Genomic DNA, 14,873 nt, shown 5'->3' with positions numbered 1-14,873 from the left:
CCTCGGGCCTGAGGGGGGCTTAGCCCCCCTTGAACGAAACCAGTCGCACGCCGAAAGGCTCGAGCGCCGGATGCTCCCCGTCCACCGCCGCGCCCGGCTTGGTGGTCATCAGCGTGCGGCTCAAAGTCGGCCGATGGCCCGACCAACCGCTGATCTCAAGCGTCTGCGGCTGAGCGCTCATGTTGAGCAGAACCAGCACGCCATTGCCGCCCGCATCGCGCCGGGCATAGGCGAGCACCTCGGAATTGCCGGATTCCAGAGGGACATAGGCCCCGCTGCGCATGGCCGCATTCGTCTTGCGCAGTTGCAGCAGGCGGGCATACCAATGATAGAGCGATCCCGCATCGGCCCGCTGGCGGGCGACATTGACCGTCGCGGCCGAGCGCCCAACCGGCAGCCAAGGATCGCCGGTGGTAAAGCCTGCTTCCTTGCCCGCGCTCCATTGCATGGGCGAGCGTTCGGGGTCGCGGTTGTCGGCTACCTTGCGCTTGGGGCCAAGGGGAATGTCGCGCAGTTCATCGGGCGCCAGATCGGGCATACCGATCTCCTCGCCGTAATACATCAGCGCCGTGCCGCGCAGGGTCAACGTCATGGCCGAAGTGATCCGGGCGATCCGGTCATTATGCAGGCCATCGCCAAAACGGGACCATTGGCGCGGGGTGTCATGGTTGCTGAAATGGAAAACCGGGGGAAAGCCATCGAGCTTCAGCTCCGCCTCGTCAATCCGCGCCTTGAAGGTCGATGCGTTGAGACTGGTCACATCCTTGTACAGGAAATCCATCGGCAGATTGATCTCGTCGCCCTTTGCGCCATAAACCCGGCGCAGATCGGCAATCGAGGAAATCGCATTTTCGCCCAGCAGCACCCGATCGCCGGGGAAACTGTCCACCACCTTGCGCAGGCCCCGCAAGGCCGCGCGCGTGGCGGGCAGATTGCTGTTATACGGCTTGAGGCCGACCGGCGCCCCCGATTTCACATCGGGATCCTGAGGCCAATTGGTATCCTCGAACAGATAGGGCGTCGCATCGAGGCGGAAGCCGCTGGCCCCGTGTCGCAGCCAGAAGCGGGCCACATCATACATCGCCTTTTGCAGCTCCGGATTGGCCCAGTTGAGATCGGGCTGTTCCTTCAAAAAGACGTGATAATAATATTGGCCGGTCGGCTTGTCATATTCCCATGTCGATCCGCCAAAAATCGACTCCCAATTGGTGGGCGGGCCGCCATTGGGCGCCGGATCATGCCAGACATACCAGTCGCGCTTGGGATTGCTGCGCGATGATCGCGATTCCTTGAACCACGGATTCTGGTCCGAGGAATGGTTGAGCACCAGATCGACCATCACGCGAATGCCGCGCTTGCGCGCCTCGCGGGTCAGCCGGTCCCAGTCAGCCATCGTGCCATATTCGCGCGCCACGGCGGTATAATCGGACACGTCATAGCCGAAATCGGCATTGGGCGAGGGGAAGAAAGGCGTCAGCCAAATGGCGTCAACCCCAAGCTCCTTGAGATAATCGAGCCGCTGCGTCACGCCATTGAGATCGCCGATCCCGTCGCCATTGCTGTCCTGAAAGCTGCGGGGATAGATTTCATAAATGACGGCATGGGTCCACCATGGCTCCGCCTTTACGGCCGCCTTCTCCGTCTGCGCGGCAGGGGCCGGTTGGGCGGCCTGCACCGGAAAGGCGCTCAGGGCCAGCACGGTGCCCAGCGCTGCGGTGAGTGCAAATTTGCCGATTTTCGGGGTTCTCATGCTGCCACCTTCTTCATTTGGGCAAGGGCATCGCCATGCGACGGGAAATTGAGACTGCATCCATCCAGAAACCGCGCCAGATCGCGGGACCGGTAAAAATCGACATCCTCGCGCTGCACCTCGGCCAGCGGCGGGAACGCGCCATAACCGGCCAGCAGGCAATGCCATGAAGCGCTGTTGAAATGGCTCAGGCCCGGCTGCCGGGCGAGCAGCGCTGCCAGATCGCCCCGGCGAAACCACGTATCGAGGATCTGGAGCAGCGGATCGGACAGATCATCATTGTTGCGATTGGCGCGCCAATAGTCGCTGTCATCGCGCGTATTCAGCTTGTAATGGGCGACAATATAGTCGCGCACCCGCTCCACGCGGTCGGTGATGACGGCGTTGAAGACATCGCGATATTGCGGCGTGAAACTGCCCCGCTCCAGATGATCCATGAACAGATCGACGGTGTTGAGCACCAGATGCAGCGCGGTGGCCTCGAGAGGCTCGACAAATCCCTGCGCCAGGCCGACGGCAAGGCAGTTCTGCTCCCAGTGCCGGGCAAGCTGGCCGGTGTGAAAACTGAGGTGGCGCGCCTCAACCGGGCTGTCGAGCATCCCGAGAGCGGCGCGCAATTCCTGCTCTGCGGCATCGGCGGACAGGAAATCCCTGCTGAAGACATAGCCGTTGCCGTTGCGGTTGGTCAGCGGGATCGACCATGCCCAGCCATGGGAAAGCGCGGTCGCCGTGGTTTCTACCGGGATCAACGCAGCGGAGGGCGTGGGCAGCACCACAGCGGCATCGTTGAACAGATTGGAGCGAAAGCTGACAAACGGCACATCAAGCGCGCCGCGCATCAGCAAGGCGGCAAAGCCTGAGCAATCGACGAAATAATCCGCCTCGATCCGCCCGGCCCGGTCGGTCATCACCGCCGCAATCGCGCCGCGATCATCGCGGATAATGTCCTGCACCTGCGCCTGATGATGCGTCACCCCGCGCGCCGTGGCGCAATCGCGCAGAAACCGGCCCAACAATCCTGCGTCGAAATGATAGCCATATTCCATGCGGAACGGGAAATGGGCGGGCGCGAGCGGCGCCTTGCCCTGCGCGGCCAACACCCCGCCCAGCAGGAAATCGTCCGGCGCGGTCGGCACATCCAGCCCCAGCCTGCGATTGCCGCAATTGAGGGTAAAGGCTTCCTCGGTATGCAGATCGAGCTGGGTCAGGAAAGGGTGGCTGTATTGCGCCACGCCCGAGGCCGGGCTCCAGCCCCGAAAGCGAATGCTGGCCTTATAGGTCGCACAGCAGGCGGGCATCCATTCGTCCTCGGCAATACCCAGAACCTCGAAAAACCGCTTGAGCGTGGGAGTCGATCCCTCGCCCACGCCGATGGTGGCGATCTCGGGCGCTTCGACCAGCGTGATCTGCGCCCCCTGCCCGCCCCAGCGATGGGCCAGCAGATTGGCGGTCATCCAGCCTGCCGTGCCCCCGCCGATGATCGCGATGCGCAAGCTCATGCCGGTTGGCCCAGACAGCGTTGCAGATAGTCGTCATGGCTGGGCAACTGATCGAGCGGGCGGGCTTTCAATTGCGCCAACTGGGCCAATTGCCGGCGCAATTGCTCCTCGGACGGGCCATCGGCCAGCGGGTGATAATCGGCGGGCAAAATGCCCTGCCCCATCAACACCTGCACCCAGGACGGCTCCATGAAAATGTCATACTGATCCTGAACCAGCGTGCCATTGGCCGAAAACAGAGCGATCTTGCGCGCCAGCCTTTCGGGCACCTCCATCTGGCGAAGGTCGCGCCAGAAGGCGGAATCGCGGCGTTGATTGGCGTGGTAATGCAGGATGATGAAATCGCGGATCAGCTCCATCTCGATCTGCGATTGCCGGTTATATTCCCCGATCAGATCGGCTGTGATCCCGTCATGCGGAAACAGGTGCAGCAGGCGCGTGATCGCCGACTGGATCAGATAGATGCTGGTGGATTCAAGCGGTTCGAGAAAGCCGCTGGACAGGCCGATGGCCACGACATTGCGGTTCCATTGGCGGCGCGCGCGGCCGGTGCGGAAATGGATGATGCGCGGCTCGTCCAACGCTGGCGTTTCCAGATGGCCCAGCAACACCTGCGCGGCCTCATCGTCGCTGCAAAAGCGGCTGGAATAGACCAGCCCGTTGCCGTTGCGATGCTGCAGCGGGATCTGCCATTGCCAGCCCGCGCCATGGGCAATCGAGCGGGTGAAGGGGGCGGTTTGCGCATGGCGCTGAGACGGCACCGCCATCGCGCGATCACAGGGCAGCCAGTGGCTCCAATCCTCATAGCCGGTGCCCAATTGCTGCTGAATCAGCACGCCCCGGCCGCCCGAGCAGTCGATGAACAGATCGCCCGCCACCTGTCGCCCGTCGGCCAGCACCAGCGCCATGATGTCGCCCACCCCAGCGGCGCGCTGAACATCGCGGACCTTGCCTTCGGTACGCACCACGCCAAGTTTTTCGGAATAGCGACGCAGGAATTGACCATAGAGGCCGGAATCGAAGTGATAGGCATAGGGCATGTCCCAGATGGGATCATTGCCGGTGGTGGGCGCGAATTTGCCGCCTCGCGCGCACAGGTAATTGAGGTCGAAATCCCAATAGCTGCCTTCGATCCCCAATTGGCGGGCGCGGGTCCAGAAATGGTGAAACGAGCAGAAGGGCAGATTGCGCCCTGCCGCGCCAAAGGTGTGATAATAGCTCTCGCCAATCGCGCCCCAGTTTTCAAACCGGATCGCCAGCTTGATCGTCGCCTTGGTTTCGCGCAGAAATTCCGCCTCGTCGATGCCCAGCACGGCATTGACCTGCTGGATCGGCGGGATGGTCGCCTCGCCAACGCCGATAATGCCGATGTCATCGGATTCGACCAGTTCGATGGCGATCTTGCGCTCTTGTGTGGTTGCACCCAGGACCTTGGCCAACAAGGCGGCCGTCATCCAGCCGGCTGTGCCGCCTCCCAGAATGACCACCTTGCGGATCGGTCGGGTCACGTTTGCATCCTCTTGTGTTTTGGTCATGGGCGCCCTCCCCGCCCGTTGGGGCGAGCGGGGAGAACTATCATGAACAAGGCCCGGTACGAACAAGGCCCTGTCAGAACGGCCCCGTTCAGAAGAACGAGTAGGTCAGGTTGAGCAGGAAGTTGCGCCCGAAGGTTTCCACCCGCGTGACCAGCCCGCTGGCCGTGTCGGTATAGGTATCCTTCTGGTCGGTCAGATTCTGCGCCTGAACCGAGACTCGCAGTCCCTTGAGATAGGCAATGTTGGTCTGTTTGAAATCAAAGCCGATCTGGGCATCGACCAGCGTTTGCCCCGCCCGGTTGACCGGCGAGATCGTGTTCGAACCGCCACGGTCCTCCGACAGCCATTTCGAGCGATTGTTGATCGAGGCGCGGGCCGAGAAGCCGCCCTTTTCAAAGAAGCCGGTGAGCTGGAACACCTGTTTGGACAGGCCCGGCACATCGGTGCCATCATTCAGCCCGCCATCGGTGAAGGCCGCTCCGCCCACGATGCCGAAGCCGTCAAGCGCATGGATGAACCGGCCAAAGGGCAGGCTGGCCTGAATTTCGATGCCTTTGACCTCGCCCTTCAATCCGCCGGTATAGGTGGTGTTCAGCCCCTTGAACGTGGCGGGCGTATAGATGGTCGAGCCATTGCTGCTGACCGCCTGATGATAGCCGGGGATATAGAACTGGGTGAAATCGCGCACCGTGGTGGTGGCCACGTTCCAGTTGACCAGATCCTTGTAGAAGGCCGAGATCGAGATGAACCCGTCGCGGGCAAAGTAATATTCATAGGAGGCGTCGAACTGGTTGGCCTCATAGGGGCGCAATTGGGCATTGCCCGATGTCGACACCCATGGGCCAAGCCCCGGATCGGTGTTGGTCACATTGGCCACATTGTTGCGGAATTTCACCGAGGAGCCGGGGTTCAGATAGTCGATGCGCGGGCGGCTGATGACCTTGGAGGCGGCAAAGCGGAGCGTATGCCCGCTGCCCAGATCAAAGTTCAGGTTCAGGCTGGGCAGGACGCGGGCGTAATTGGCCCCATCGTTGATCGGCGTGGCGATATCGAGCTGGTTCGAGCCGATCACCGAGTTGAAGCCCGAGGCGCGCTGGCTGGTGATAACGCCTTGCAGCCCGACATTGCCGAACATACGGACGCCGCCGAACTCCTTCTCGAAATCGGCCTTGATGAAGGGCTGCCACACCTTTTCGCGGATCGTATAGGTATCGCCCATACGGTCGGGTTCAAGGCTGGCCGCGTCATAGCGGGTGTAGAAATTGCTGTTGATCAGCCCCAGCGCATCATAGGCCACCACATTACCCAGACCCGCCCAGTTCACATCGGCCACACCGCGCCGCGCCGAAGAGGGAATGGCGCCATCCAGCGGATAGGTGCTGGCGGTCAGGAAGTAGCCCTGATTGACCTTCGACTTCTTGTGGTCGGAATAGCGCACGCCCAGATTGACATGCTTGATGAAGGAATCCTCATAATCCTTCTGCACCGCAAAGCGCAGGGAATCGAGGTTTTCATCAAAGATCGCGGTGTTGAGGAAGCCGTCCTGCGCCTGGGCAAAGCCGATCGGCTGACCGCCCGCACCGATCACGGCGGTCTGGTTCAGCGCCGCGATGGGCGACAGGCTGCCGCCCCATGATTGCGGCCCGGCCAGGCGCACGGTGTTGTAATTGTCATAGGTCTGCGAATTGTTCGAGAAGGTCAGGCCATTGTCGCCATAATTGTAGGTGCGGATATTGTTCGGCCCCTGGGTGGTCAGGCCCGCGCGGCCAAGGCCCGAATAGCTCTCGGCCCGCGTGTCGCGCTTGGTGCTCTCGGAATGGGCGACATCAAGCGAGAGATGCAGATCGGACGCCGGATCATATTTCAGATTGCCGCCAAAGCTCTTGAGCTTGCCCCGCTTGTCCAGCGGATCGGTGCGCAGGACCGAATTGAAACCGGTGGTGCGCGCCGAGGTGATGGCGGTGGCGTTCGAGGAAATCACCGTGCTGCCGTCCGGGGCAATCGGCAGGGCTTCGATAAAGCCGCGCGAAATGCCCTGGTCGGCAAAGTTGATGTAGAGCGCATCAACCATCGCGGTGAAATTTTCGGCAGGCTTGAATTCGATCACGCCCGCCAGCGTGTCGCGCTTGAGCACGCGCGAGCGCGAGGAGATGTCGATCCCGGCCGGGGCATATTTGCCCGCATTGGCGCCCGAGGTAATCGCCCCCTTGTCATAGCCCCAAACGCTGAAATACTGATCCTGCGTGGGCGAGGAGGTGGTGGCCGCCGTCAGCGCAACGCCGATCGTGTCATTGGCAAATTTGTCGCTGAACGACAGGGCGACGCGATAGCCCTGATCCTTGAAATCGGGGTTCTTCGACTTCTGGCCATTCTGTTCAAACGTGCCGTTCACCACCAGCGTGCGCTTGTGCTCAAGCGGATGGATCGTGCGCATGTCCACCGTGCCGCCCACGCCCATCGCCGTCAGGTCGGCATTGGGGGTCTTGTACACCACGGCGGTGTCGATGATTTCGGACGGATAGAGGTCATATTCCACACCGCGATTGTCGCCGATGCCGATCAATTCGCGGCCGTTCATCGTGGTGCCCACAAAATCCTCGCGGAAGCCGCGCACCGAAATGCCGCTGACGCGCCCGGCGCGGCGTTCACCGGCCAAACCTGCAAGGCGGCCCAGCGAATCCGCCACGCTCGATTGCGGCAATTTGCCGATGTCTTCGGACGAAAGCGCCTCGATCACCCCGGCGCTCTTCTGCTTGACGGCCTGGGCGCGTTCAAGGCTGGCGCGCATCCCGGTGACAACGATATCGGCAGTGGCGGCGGCCGGTTGGGGCGCGGCCTGAGGAGCGGTTTGCGCAAATGCGGGGCCATGGCTCATCAGCGCGATGATCGCGGTGGAGCAGGCAAGACTCTTCTGTAACTTCATGAGTTTGGTTCCCTCCCTGGACGTGTCTGGCAGATCGCAGTCTGGCCGCCAGCCTTCGTTCGACGACAATCTTGAGACTTTACGCAATCGGTTGCAATGGGTAGGCGTTCCGTTTGCATATGCAAATTTTACGCACTCTGTCCGCCCCGCCAACATCGAGGCATAAGCACGCGATGAACAAAGTTTCCGTCCTCTCTGCCTCTGATCGCCAACAATCGCTTCAAGCGGTTGCCCTGATGGTATTTCTGGTCATGGGCCTGTCGGGAGCGATGGGGCCAACGCTGATTCCGGCGATTCGCATCGTCTTTGGTCTTGGCCTTTCCGCCGCCATGACGGTGCAATGGATCCCGCTGGTGGTCAGCGGGCTGTCCTCGCTGATTCTGGCGCAATTGCTGCACCGTTTTGGGGCAAAGGCGATGGTGCTGGGCGGATTGGGTCTGATGACGCTGGGCTGTCTTCAGGTGCGGCTGTTCATCCTTGCCCCCTTGGGCGTTGATGCGCGCTACGGGCTGATGCTGGCCTCGCTGGCGGTCATTGCCCTGGGCACATCGGTGCTGCAGGTGGCGGCCAATCTGCTGGTGGTGCAACTGGGCCATGTCCGCAAGGCCTCCTCGCGCCTGACGCTGGCGCAAAGTTTCAATTCGCTGGGCGTGCTGGTGGGCGTGTCGCTGGGCACCAATCTCGCGCTGGGCGCCAAGGCGCCGGGCGCCCCCGCCATGGCCTTGGGCATTGGTCAGGCCTATGGCTGGTCTGCGGCGATCAACGGGCTTGTCCTGATCGCGGCGGTCATGGTCGGGGCGACCGCATGGGCCGGTTCGCGCCCCGCCGCTCCGGCAGGGGGGATGCCATCGGGAGGTGCGGCCATCCGCGCGGCGCTGGGCTCCGGCTGGGCCTTGGCCGGGGCCGGAGGGATTGCGCTTTACGTCGGCGCCGAGGGGGCGATCGGCAGCATCCTCATTCCCTATCTGCACCAGAAATCGGTGCTCAATCTGACCCTGGAGCAGGCGGGGCACTATCTGGGCTGGTTCTATTGGGGCGGTGCGCTGGCGGGGCGTCTGGCGGGCACATGGCTGCTCCACCGCTGGCCTGCGGCGCAGATGCTGGGCATGGCGGCGGGCGGGGCCGTGATCGCCAGCGCCCTTGCCGCACTGGGTTCGGGAGCGCTGGCCGGCTATGCCGCGCTCAGCATCGGCCTGTTCAACGCAATCATGTTTCCGGTCATCTTTTCCATCACGGTCGAGCGATCGGCGGCGCCCTCGGCGGCTGTGTCGGGATTGCTGAGCACCGCGATTGCCGGGGGCGCGATCCTGTCGGCGCTGGTCGGATGGACCGGAGAGCATTTCGGCTTTGGCCTCTGCTTTGTGATCCCGATGCTGGCCTATGGGTTGATCGCCTTGTTTGCCGCCTGCGGGGCGGTCCTTCCCTCGGCGGACAAGGCCCCGCAGGATTCGCGAACAACCAGTTCGGTGGGCAATCTTTCGGAACGCACCTGATAACCCGCCATCAAGCGCAGCAGTTTCGAGACCAGCAGATGGCCCGCGAGGATCGTGTCCTGACGAATCGTGGTCAATTGGGGATGGGCCAGACGGGCAGCCTCGCTGTCATCATAGCCGACAATGGCCACATCATCGGGCACGCGCCGTCCGCGTTCATGCAGCACGCGCATCGCCCCCACCGCCACCAGATCCGATGAGGCGACAATCGCGTCAAAGGCGACCTGCTGATCGAGCAACGCCTGCACCGCCTCCATGCCCGCCTGCATCCCCGAGGGCGCGGGGCGCAGCATGGTGAGATCGGCCGGAAGCCCCGCCCCGGCCAACGCGCTGCGAAAGCCCGAGAGCCTTTCCGACAATTGCGCCTGCCGGGTCTGGGCGGTGGTGATGGGCGCCGCCTGACCGATAAAGGCGATCCGCTTTCGCCCCAGTTTCACCAGATGGCTGGTCGCCTGCCACCCGCCTTCGGCATTGTTGCTGCCCACCGAGCAATAGAGCTGATCCGGCGTTTCCACGCCCCACACGACAAAGGGCCGGTTGCCCTGCGCCATCCGGTTCAGGCCGGAGTGAAACTGCGACTGGCCCAGAAAGATGATGCCGCCATAGGGATGGCTGGCCATGAAACGGGCCAGCGAGGCGTCATCGTAGGGCGCCTGACACGATATCGAAAAATCCAGCCCATGGTCGCGCATCGCCGCCCCGATCCCGCCCAGCAGGTTAAGCTCGAAGGAATTGGCAAGGCGGCTCCCGCTGGGCAAGGCGACAGGCATGACCGCGCAGATTGAGCCGCTGCGTTTGGGCTTGCGGGCGCGGCTTTGGCTCTTGTCCCTGCCCCCTTCGCGCAAGGGATAGCCCAGTTCCCGCGCGATGGCGACAACCCGCGCCTTGGTTTCGGGCGTTATAGCGGGGTGATCGTCCAGCACGCGCGACACCGTGGCGACAGAAACTCCTGCGGCCTGCGCAACATCAATCAGGCGCGGCCTGCGCCCGACAGCCGCCCGATCATTCGCCATCGCAGCAAGGACCCGGCGCCCGCATCAGGGCGTTACGGCGAATCACCGGGCCGGACCGACAGCAGTTCATGGCATTCCCCCCTGTTTTGCGGAAGGTTTTAGCATCGGACCGCCGCTGTTTCCACACGCGTCCGGTCCGCCTCCACAGGCTTATCCCTGATCCGATTGCAGGGGCCGCGCCACATGGCCGCGCGGACAGTTTGACGCTGCCCGCCGCTCCCGCTAACGCGACGGCGATGATTGCACTGCTCTCCCCGGCCAAGACGCTCGATTTCGAGCGCGCCCTGCCCCCGCTTGCCGTTTCGACCCCGCATTTCGCCCAGGAGGCCCTCGACCTCGCGCATTCGGCCGCCGATCTGTCCGCCGAGCAATTGGGCAAGCTGATGCATATCTCGCCCAAGCTGGCGCAATTGAACGTCGAGCGTTTCAACAGCTTTGCCGAGCAGCCCGAACGGCAGGCGCTCTTTGCCTTTGCCGGCGATGTCTATACCGGCTTTGAGGTGCATACGCTCGATGAGGCAGGGGTAGCCTTCGCGCAGGACCATGTGCGGATGCTCTCGGGGCTCTATGGGCTGCTGCGGCCGCTCGATGCCATCCGGCCCTATCGGCTGGAAATGGGCACGCGCTGGGCGCCGGGCCACAAAAAGCTGACTGACTGGTGGGGCGACCGGATCGCTAACCATCTGCGCGCGCAGGTGGCGGAGGAAGGTTCGGGCGTGGTGCTCAACCTTGCCAGTCAGGAATATTTCGCCGCCGTGGCGGGGCAATTGTCCGGGCTGCGCGTGGTCGAGGTGGAATTTCGCGAGGCAGGCCCCGATGGCCCGCGCTTCGTCAGCTTTCACGCCAAGCGGGCGCGGGGCATGATGGCGCGCTGGATGTGCGAAAACCACATTGCCGACATTGACGCGATGCGCGGCTTTGACAGCGACGGCTATCGCTTCGATGCCGCCGAGAGCGACGCCGACCGCTGGCGGTTCACCCGCGCATGAGCGGCAACTGCGCCGTCATCATCGGGGCGTCGGGCGGGATCGGCCATGCCTTTGAGGCGGCGCTCATTGAGGAAGGCGGCTTTGGAACCGTCCATGGCTTTGCCCGCTCACGTCCCGGGGCGCAGCATATCGACCTGCTCGACGAGGCCAGCATTGCCGCGGCCGCCGCGCATGTGGCCAAGGGGCCGCCGCCCACTCTGATCATTGTCGCGACCGGATTGCTGCATGATGGCGACCTCGGGCCGGAAAAGGCGCTGCGCGATCTTGATCCGGCGTGGCTGACCAAGGTCCATGCCGTCAATGCCATCGGTCCGGTGCTGGTGGCCAAACATTTCCTGCCGCTCATGCCCCGGACCGGGCGGGCGGTCTTTGCCGCGCTCTCGGCGCGGGTGGGGTCGATCACGGACAATCGGCTGGGCGGATGGCATGGCTATCGCGCCTCCAAGGCGGCCTTGAACATGCTGGTGCGCAATCTTGCCATCGAGGAGCGCCGCCGCAATGATCGCTCGATTGTCGTCGCGCTGCATCCCGGAACGGTCGATACGGCGCTTTCGCGCCCGTTTCAGGGCAATGTCGCGGCCGGAAAGCTGTTTGATACCGAGCGGGCCGCCCTGCAACTGCTCGATGTGATCGAGGGGCTCAAGCCGCATGACAGCGGCAAACTCTTCGATTTCGAAGGCATCGAGATCCCCTTTTAATTGAACCCCCGCCCATCCCGTGGCAAATGCCGGACAAGAAAATACAGTCGGGATGAAGCCATGACAGAGCAGGAAACACCATCCGCCCGGATCGATGCCAAACTGGCCAGTCTGGGCGACTGGCGGGGCGAAAGCCTGGCGCGTTTGCGCTCCATGATCCTGCAGGCCGATCCCGATGTGGTGGAAAGTGTGAAATGGTTCAAACCATCCAATCCATCGGGCGTGCCGACCTGGGAACATGCGGGCATCCTGTGTACGGGCGAGGTCTATAAGGCCTATGTCAAACTTACCTTTGCCCATGGCGCGGCGCTGGATGATCCGGCCGGACTGTTCAATGCCGGATTTGGCGGCGGCACGCGGCGGGCAATCGACCTGCGTGAGGGCGAGATGGTCGATGCGGCGGCTTTCGATGCGCTGATCAAGGCGGCGGTTGCCTTCAACCTCGGCAAACAGACCAGCCGGAAAGCCTGAACGATGAGCGCGACCATTCCCGGCCCCGACGGGCATCATCGCTGTCACTGGTGCGCCGCAACGGCCGATTATATGGCCTATCATGACACCGAATGGGGCTTTCCGGTATCCGATGACCGCCGCCTGTTCGAAAAGCTGACGCTGGAAGGGTTTCAGTCGGGGCTGAGCTGGCGCACCATTCTGGCCAAGCGCGACAATTTCCGCGCCGCTTTTGACGGTTTCGATTTCCACCGCATCGCCCTCTATGACGAGGCCGATGTCAAGCGTCTGTTGCATGACGAGGGCATCGTGCGCCATCGCGGCAAGATCGAGGCCACGATCAGGAATGCCGGGCGCGCGGTGGAAATGGTCCGGCAGGAAGGTTCGCTGGCCGCCTATTTCTGGCGCTATGAGGAAAAGGTCGAACCGGGCGCCGCGTTGCAGGCCGTCTCAACCACCCCAACCTCGGTGGCCCTTTCCAAAGATCTCAAAAAGCGCGGCTGGGCCTTTGTCGGGCCGACCACCGCCTATGCCTTCATGCAGGCGATGGGGCTCGTCAACGATCACGCCATCGGATGCGTAGCAAGAACACGCGTGGCGCAGGCCCGCGCCGCCTTCACCCCGCCGCAATAATCGCCGGTCCCCAGGCAGGCCAGACAAGGCAGGGCAGCAGCGCTATATGGCGGGCCAATCGCTGCGCGATGTCAAGCTGGGCGCCCGCACCATCCTTTGCCGATGGGCAGATGCTCAATCCCAGTAAGGCGGATCGCCAAAACTGGCGCGCAGATGCTCGATCAGGCGGCGCAGCTTGGCCGAAGGCTCGCGCCCCTGAGCATGGGCCATGTAGAGAAAATCGGGCGCGGGGACGGCCTCCAACGGCACCTCGACCAGATCGCCCGCCTTGATCGCCGGTCCGGCAATGAAGGCAGGCAGCATGGCCAAACCCAGCCCGGCGATAGCCGCATCGCGCATCATGTCGCCATTGTTGACGCCCAGAGACAGGCGCGCGCGGATCGTAACAGGCCCTTCCTCCGTCTCGAAACGCCAATCGCCCGCGCCGCGATTGGTATAATAGATCCACCTGTGCCCCTGCAGATCCTCCAGCGTCCGGGGCGTGCCATGCGCGGCCAGATAGGCCGATGAGGCGGCGAGCAAACGGCGGCTCTGCGCCAGTTTCCAGACGATCAGGCGCGTGTCATCAATCGGTCCGTTGCGGATGATGGCATCATGGCCGCTGGAGGCGACATCGATCCGCCGATCGTCCAGATCGAGCGTCAATTGGATATCGGGATGGGCCTTGAGGAAAGGGTAGAGCGCCGGGCCGAGATGCAGCCGCCCAAAAGTGACCGGCGCGGCGATGCGCAGCGGTCCGCTCAACGTGCCGCGCCGCTCGGCAATATCGGCGGCGGCGGTGGCGATCTCGCGGGTGATGCGCGCCGCGCGGGGCAGAAAGGCGCTGCCATCCTCGGTCAGCGCCAGTTTGCGCGTGCTGCGGTGGAGCAGCCGCGCGCCCAGCGACCGCTCCAACTCGGCCAGCCTTTCGCTGACCACGGATTTGGAGAGCCGCAATTGCCGGGCGGCCGCGCTGATCGAGCCATGTTCGGCGGTGGCGACAAAAGCCTCTATTCCCTCGATACGGATCATCGTTCGGCCAATCCGAATTATAGAACTCACATTTAGCCACTAATCCGAACGATCCTGCAAGCGCATCTTCACCTCATCAAACGGGGTCCGCCCCAAAAGCCAAGGAGAAGCATCATGGATCGTTTGCAGGATAAGGTCGCCATCATCACCGGGGCCAGCGCCGGGATCGGCCGGGCCACCGCCCGCCTCTTTGCCGCCGAAGGCGCGCGGCTGGTTGTCGGCGCCCGCCGTCAGGCCGAACTCGACAGTCTGGTCGCGGAAATCAGGGCGGCGGGCGGCGAGGCTGTTGCCGTGGCCGGAGATGTCCGGGACGAGGCGTTTCACGAAGCGCTGGTGCGCGCGGCGGTGGAGAATTTCGGCCGCCTCGACATCGCCTTCAACAATGCCGGAATCATGGGCGAGGCCGGCCCCAGCACGCAGGTTTCGGCCGAAGGCTTTGCCGGAACGGTGAACACCAACCTCACCGCCTCCTTCCTTGCCGCCAAGCATCAGATCGCGCAGATGGTTCAGCATGGCGGCGGCTCGGTGATCTTCACTTCGACCTTTGTCGGCTACAGCTTTTCCTTCCCCGGCGTTGCCGCCTATGCTGCCAGCAAATCGGGCCTGATCGGCCTGACGCAGGCGCTGGCCGCCGAATTCGGGCCGCAACAGGTGCGGGTCAATGCCATCCTGCCCGGCGCGGTGGATACCGACATGTATCGCGGCATGAATGACAATGCCGAGAAGCAGGCTTTCATCACCAGCCTCCATGCGCTCAAGCGCGTTGCCAAGCCCGAAGAGATCGCACGCTCGGTGCTGTATCTGGCCTCCGATGACGCCAGTTTCGTCACCGGCACCGCTTCGCTGCTCGACGGGGGTATCTCGATCACCCGGACCTGA

At 63.2% G+C, this 14,873-nt stretch carries 12 protein-coding genes; 6 read left to right on the top strand and 6 right to left on the bottom strand.

The features are described 5' to 3' along the window. Nucleotides 1-19 precede the first annotated feature (19 nt). The 4 genes from BGP00_RS08970 to BGP00_RS08955 all read right to left on the bottom strand — a co-directional run bounded on the left by BGP00_RS08970 (nt 20) and on the right by BGP00_RS08955 (nt 7,707). The gene (locus BGP00_RS08970) at nt 20-1,750 is read right to left on the bottom strand and encodes an alpha-glucosidase (protein WP_292690498.1); all 1,731 of its coding nucleotides are present in this window, start codon (nt 1,748-1,750) and stop codon (nt 20-22) included. Continuing rightward, a complete protein-coding gene (locus BGP00_RS08965; RefSeq protein WP_292690496.1) occupies nt 1,747-3,249 on the bottom strand; it encodes a tryptophan halogenase family protein in 1,503 nt (500 codons plus the stop codon). The genes BGP00_RS08970 and BGP00_RS08965 overlap by 4 nt, the downstream gene beginning before the upstream one ends. Next, the gene (locus BGP00_RS08960; protein ID WP_292690494.1) at nt 3,246-4,784 is read right to left on the bottom strand and encodes a tryptophan halogenase family protein; all 1,539 of its coding nucleotides are present in this window, start codon (nt 4,782-4,784) and stop codon (nt 3,246-3,248) included. The genes BGP00_RS08965 and BGP00_RS08960 overlap by 4 nt, the downstream gene beginning before the upstream one ends. A gap of 88 nt (nt 4,785-4,872) precedes the next feature. Further along, nucleotides 4,873-7,707 carry a TonB-dependent receptor gene (locus tag BGP00_RS08955; RefSeq protein ID WP_292690493.1) on the bottom strand — a complete coding sequence of 945 codons (2,835 nt, stop codon included), beginning with the start codon at nt 7,705-7,707 and terminating at the stop codon, nt 4,873-4,875. Between the two features lie 236 nt (nt 7,708-7,943). On the opposite strand from BGP00_RS08955, the gene BGP00_RS08950 reads away from it, so the two are divergent. Continuing rightward, nucleotides 7,944-9,200, top strand: a complete 1,257-nt coding sequence (locus tag BGP00_RS08950) for a glucose/galactose MFS transporter (RefSeq protein ID WP_292690491.1) — start codon at nt 7,944-7,946, stop codon at nt 9,198-9,200. Here BGP00_RS08950 and BGP00_RS08945 read toward each other — a convergent pair. Further along, complete coding sequence (locus BGP00_RS08945; RefSeq protein WP_292690489.1) at nt 9,086-10,213, bottom strand: LacI family DNA-binding transcriptional regulator; 1,128 nt, start codon at nt 10,211-10,213, stop codon at nt 9,086-9,088. The two genes, BGP00_RS08950 and BGP00_RS08945, sit on opposite strands and share 115 nt — an antisense overlap. Before the next feature lie 236 nt (nt 10,214-10,449). Between BGP00_RS08945 and yaaA the strand changes: the two genes are divergently transcribed. From yaaA to BGP00_RS08925, 4 genes are read left to right on the top strand one after another with little or no spacing between them, the layout of a single operon-like run. Continuing rightward, on the top strand, nt 10,450-11,202 hold the full coding sequence (gene yaaA / locus BGP00_RS08940; protein ID WP_292690487.1) for a peroxide stress protein YaaA: 753 nt from the start codon (nt 10,450-10,452) through the stop codon (nt 11,200-11,202). Further along, nucleotides 11,199-11,900, top strand: coding sequence for an SDR family NAD(P)-dependent oxidoreductase (locus BGP00_RS08935; protein WP_292690485.1), 702 nt, complete (start codon nt 11,199-11,201; stop codon nt 11,898-11,900). Before yaaA ends, BGP00_RS08935 begins: the two co-directional genes overlap by 4 nt. Nucleotides 11,901-11,960: 60 nt before the next feature. Then, complete coding sequence (locus BGP00_RS08930; RefSeq protein ID WP_292690483.1) at nt 11,961-12,371, top strand: DUF1801 domain-containing protein; 411 nt, start codon at nt 11,961-11,963, stop codon at nt 12,369-12,371. A 3-nt stretch (nt 12,372-12,374) separates the two neighbouring features. Then, a complete protein-coding gene (locus tag BGP00_RS08925; RefSeq protein WP_292690481.1) occupies nt 12,375-12,983 on the top strand; it encodes a DNA-3-methyladenine glycosylase I in 609 nt (202 codons plus the stop codon). Nucleotides 12,984-13,097: 114 nt separating this feature from the next. On the opposite strand, the gene BGP00_RS08920 is transcribed toward BGP00_RS08925, so the two are convergent. After that, entirely contained in the window at nt 13,098-13,994 is an 897-nt protein-coding gene (locus tag BGP00_RS08920) for a LysR family transcriptional regulator (RefSeq protein ID WP_292690479.1), read from the bottom strand. A gap of 114 nt (nt 13,995-14,108) precedes the next feature. Here BGP00_RS08920 and BGP00_RS08915 point away from each other — a divergent pair, with 114 nt between their 5' ends. Beyond that, entirely contained in the window at nt 14,109-14,873 is a 765-nt protein-coding gene (locus BGP00_RS08915) for an SDR family oxidoreductase (RefSeq protein ID WP_292690478.1), read from the top strand.

The organism is Novosphingobium sp. 63-713 (genome assembly GCF_001898925.1).
Taxonomy (GTDB): Bacteria; Pseudomonadota; Alphaproteobacteria; order Sphingomonadales; family Sphingomonadaceae; genus Novosphingobium.
Note: the sequence above shows the minus strand (reverse complement) of the source record. Positions and strands in the feature narration are given on the sequence as shown.

What these genes read in the sequence shown, in the direction of transcription:
- BGP00_RS08970 (WP_292690498.1), bottom strand. Translation starts at nt 1,750, where the DNA reads ATGAGAACCCCGAAAATCGGCAAATTTGCACTCACCGCAGCGCTGGGC.
- BGP00_RS08965 (WP_292690496.1), bottom strand. Translation starts at nt 3,249, where the DNA reads ATGAGCTTGCGCATCGCGATCATCGGCGGGGGCACGGCAGGCTGGATG.
- BGP00_RS08960 (WP_292690494.1), bottom strand. Translation starts at nt 4,784, where the DNA reads ATGACCAAAACACAAGAGGATGCAAACGTGACCCGACCGATCCGCAAG.
- BGP00_RS08955 (WP_292690493.1), bottom strand. Translation starts at nt 7,707, where the DNA reads ATGAAGTTACAGAAGAGTCTTGCCTGCTCCACCGCGATCATCGCGCTG.
- BGP00_RS08950 (WP_292690491.1), top strand. Translation starts at nt 7,944, where the DNA reads ATGGTATTTCTGGTCATGGGCCTGTCGGGAGCGATGGGGCCAACGCTG.
- BGP00_RS08945 (WP_292690489.1), bottom strand. Translation starts at nt 10,213, where the DNA reads ATGGCGAATGATCGGGCGGCTGTCGGGCGCAGGCCGCGCCTGATTGAT.
- yaaA (WP_292690487.1), top strand. Translation starts at nt 10,450, where the DNA reads ATGATTGCACTGCTCTCCCCGGCCAAGACGCTCGATTTCGAGCGCGCC.
- BGP00_RS08935 (WP_292690485.1), top strand. Translation starts at nt 11,199, where the DNA reads ATGAGCGGCAACTGCGCCGTCATCATCGGGGCGTCGGGCGGGATCGGC.
- BGP00_RS08930 (WP_292690483.1), top strand. Translation starts at nt 11,961, where the DNA reads ATGACAGAGCAGGAAACACCATCCGCCCGGATCGATGCCAAACTGGCC.
- BGP00_RS08925 (WP_292690481.1), top strand. Translation starts at nt 12,375, where the DNA reads ATGAGCGCGACCATTCCCGGCCCCGACGGGCATCATCGCTGTCACTGG.
- BGP00_RS08920 (WP_292690479.1), bottom strand. Translation starts at nt 13,994, where the DNA reads ATGATCCGTATCGAGGGAATAGAGGCTTTTGTCGCCACCGCCGAACAT.
- BGP00_RS08915 (WP_292690478.1), top strand. Translation starts at nt 14,109, where the DNA reads ATGGATCGTTTGCAGGATAAGGTCGCCATCATCACCGGGGCCAGCGCC.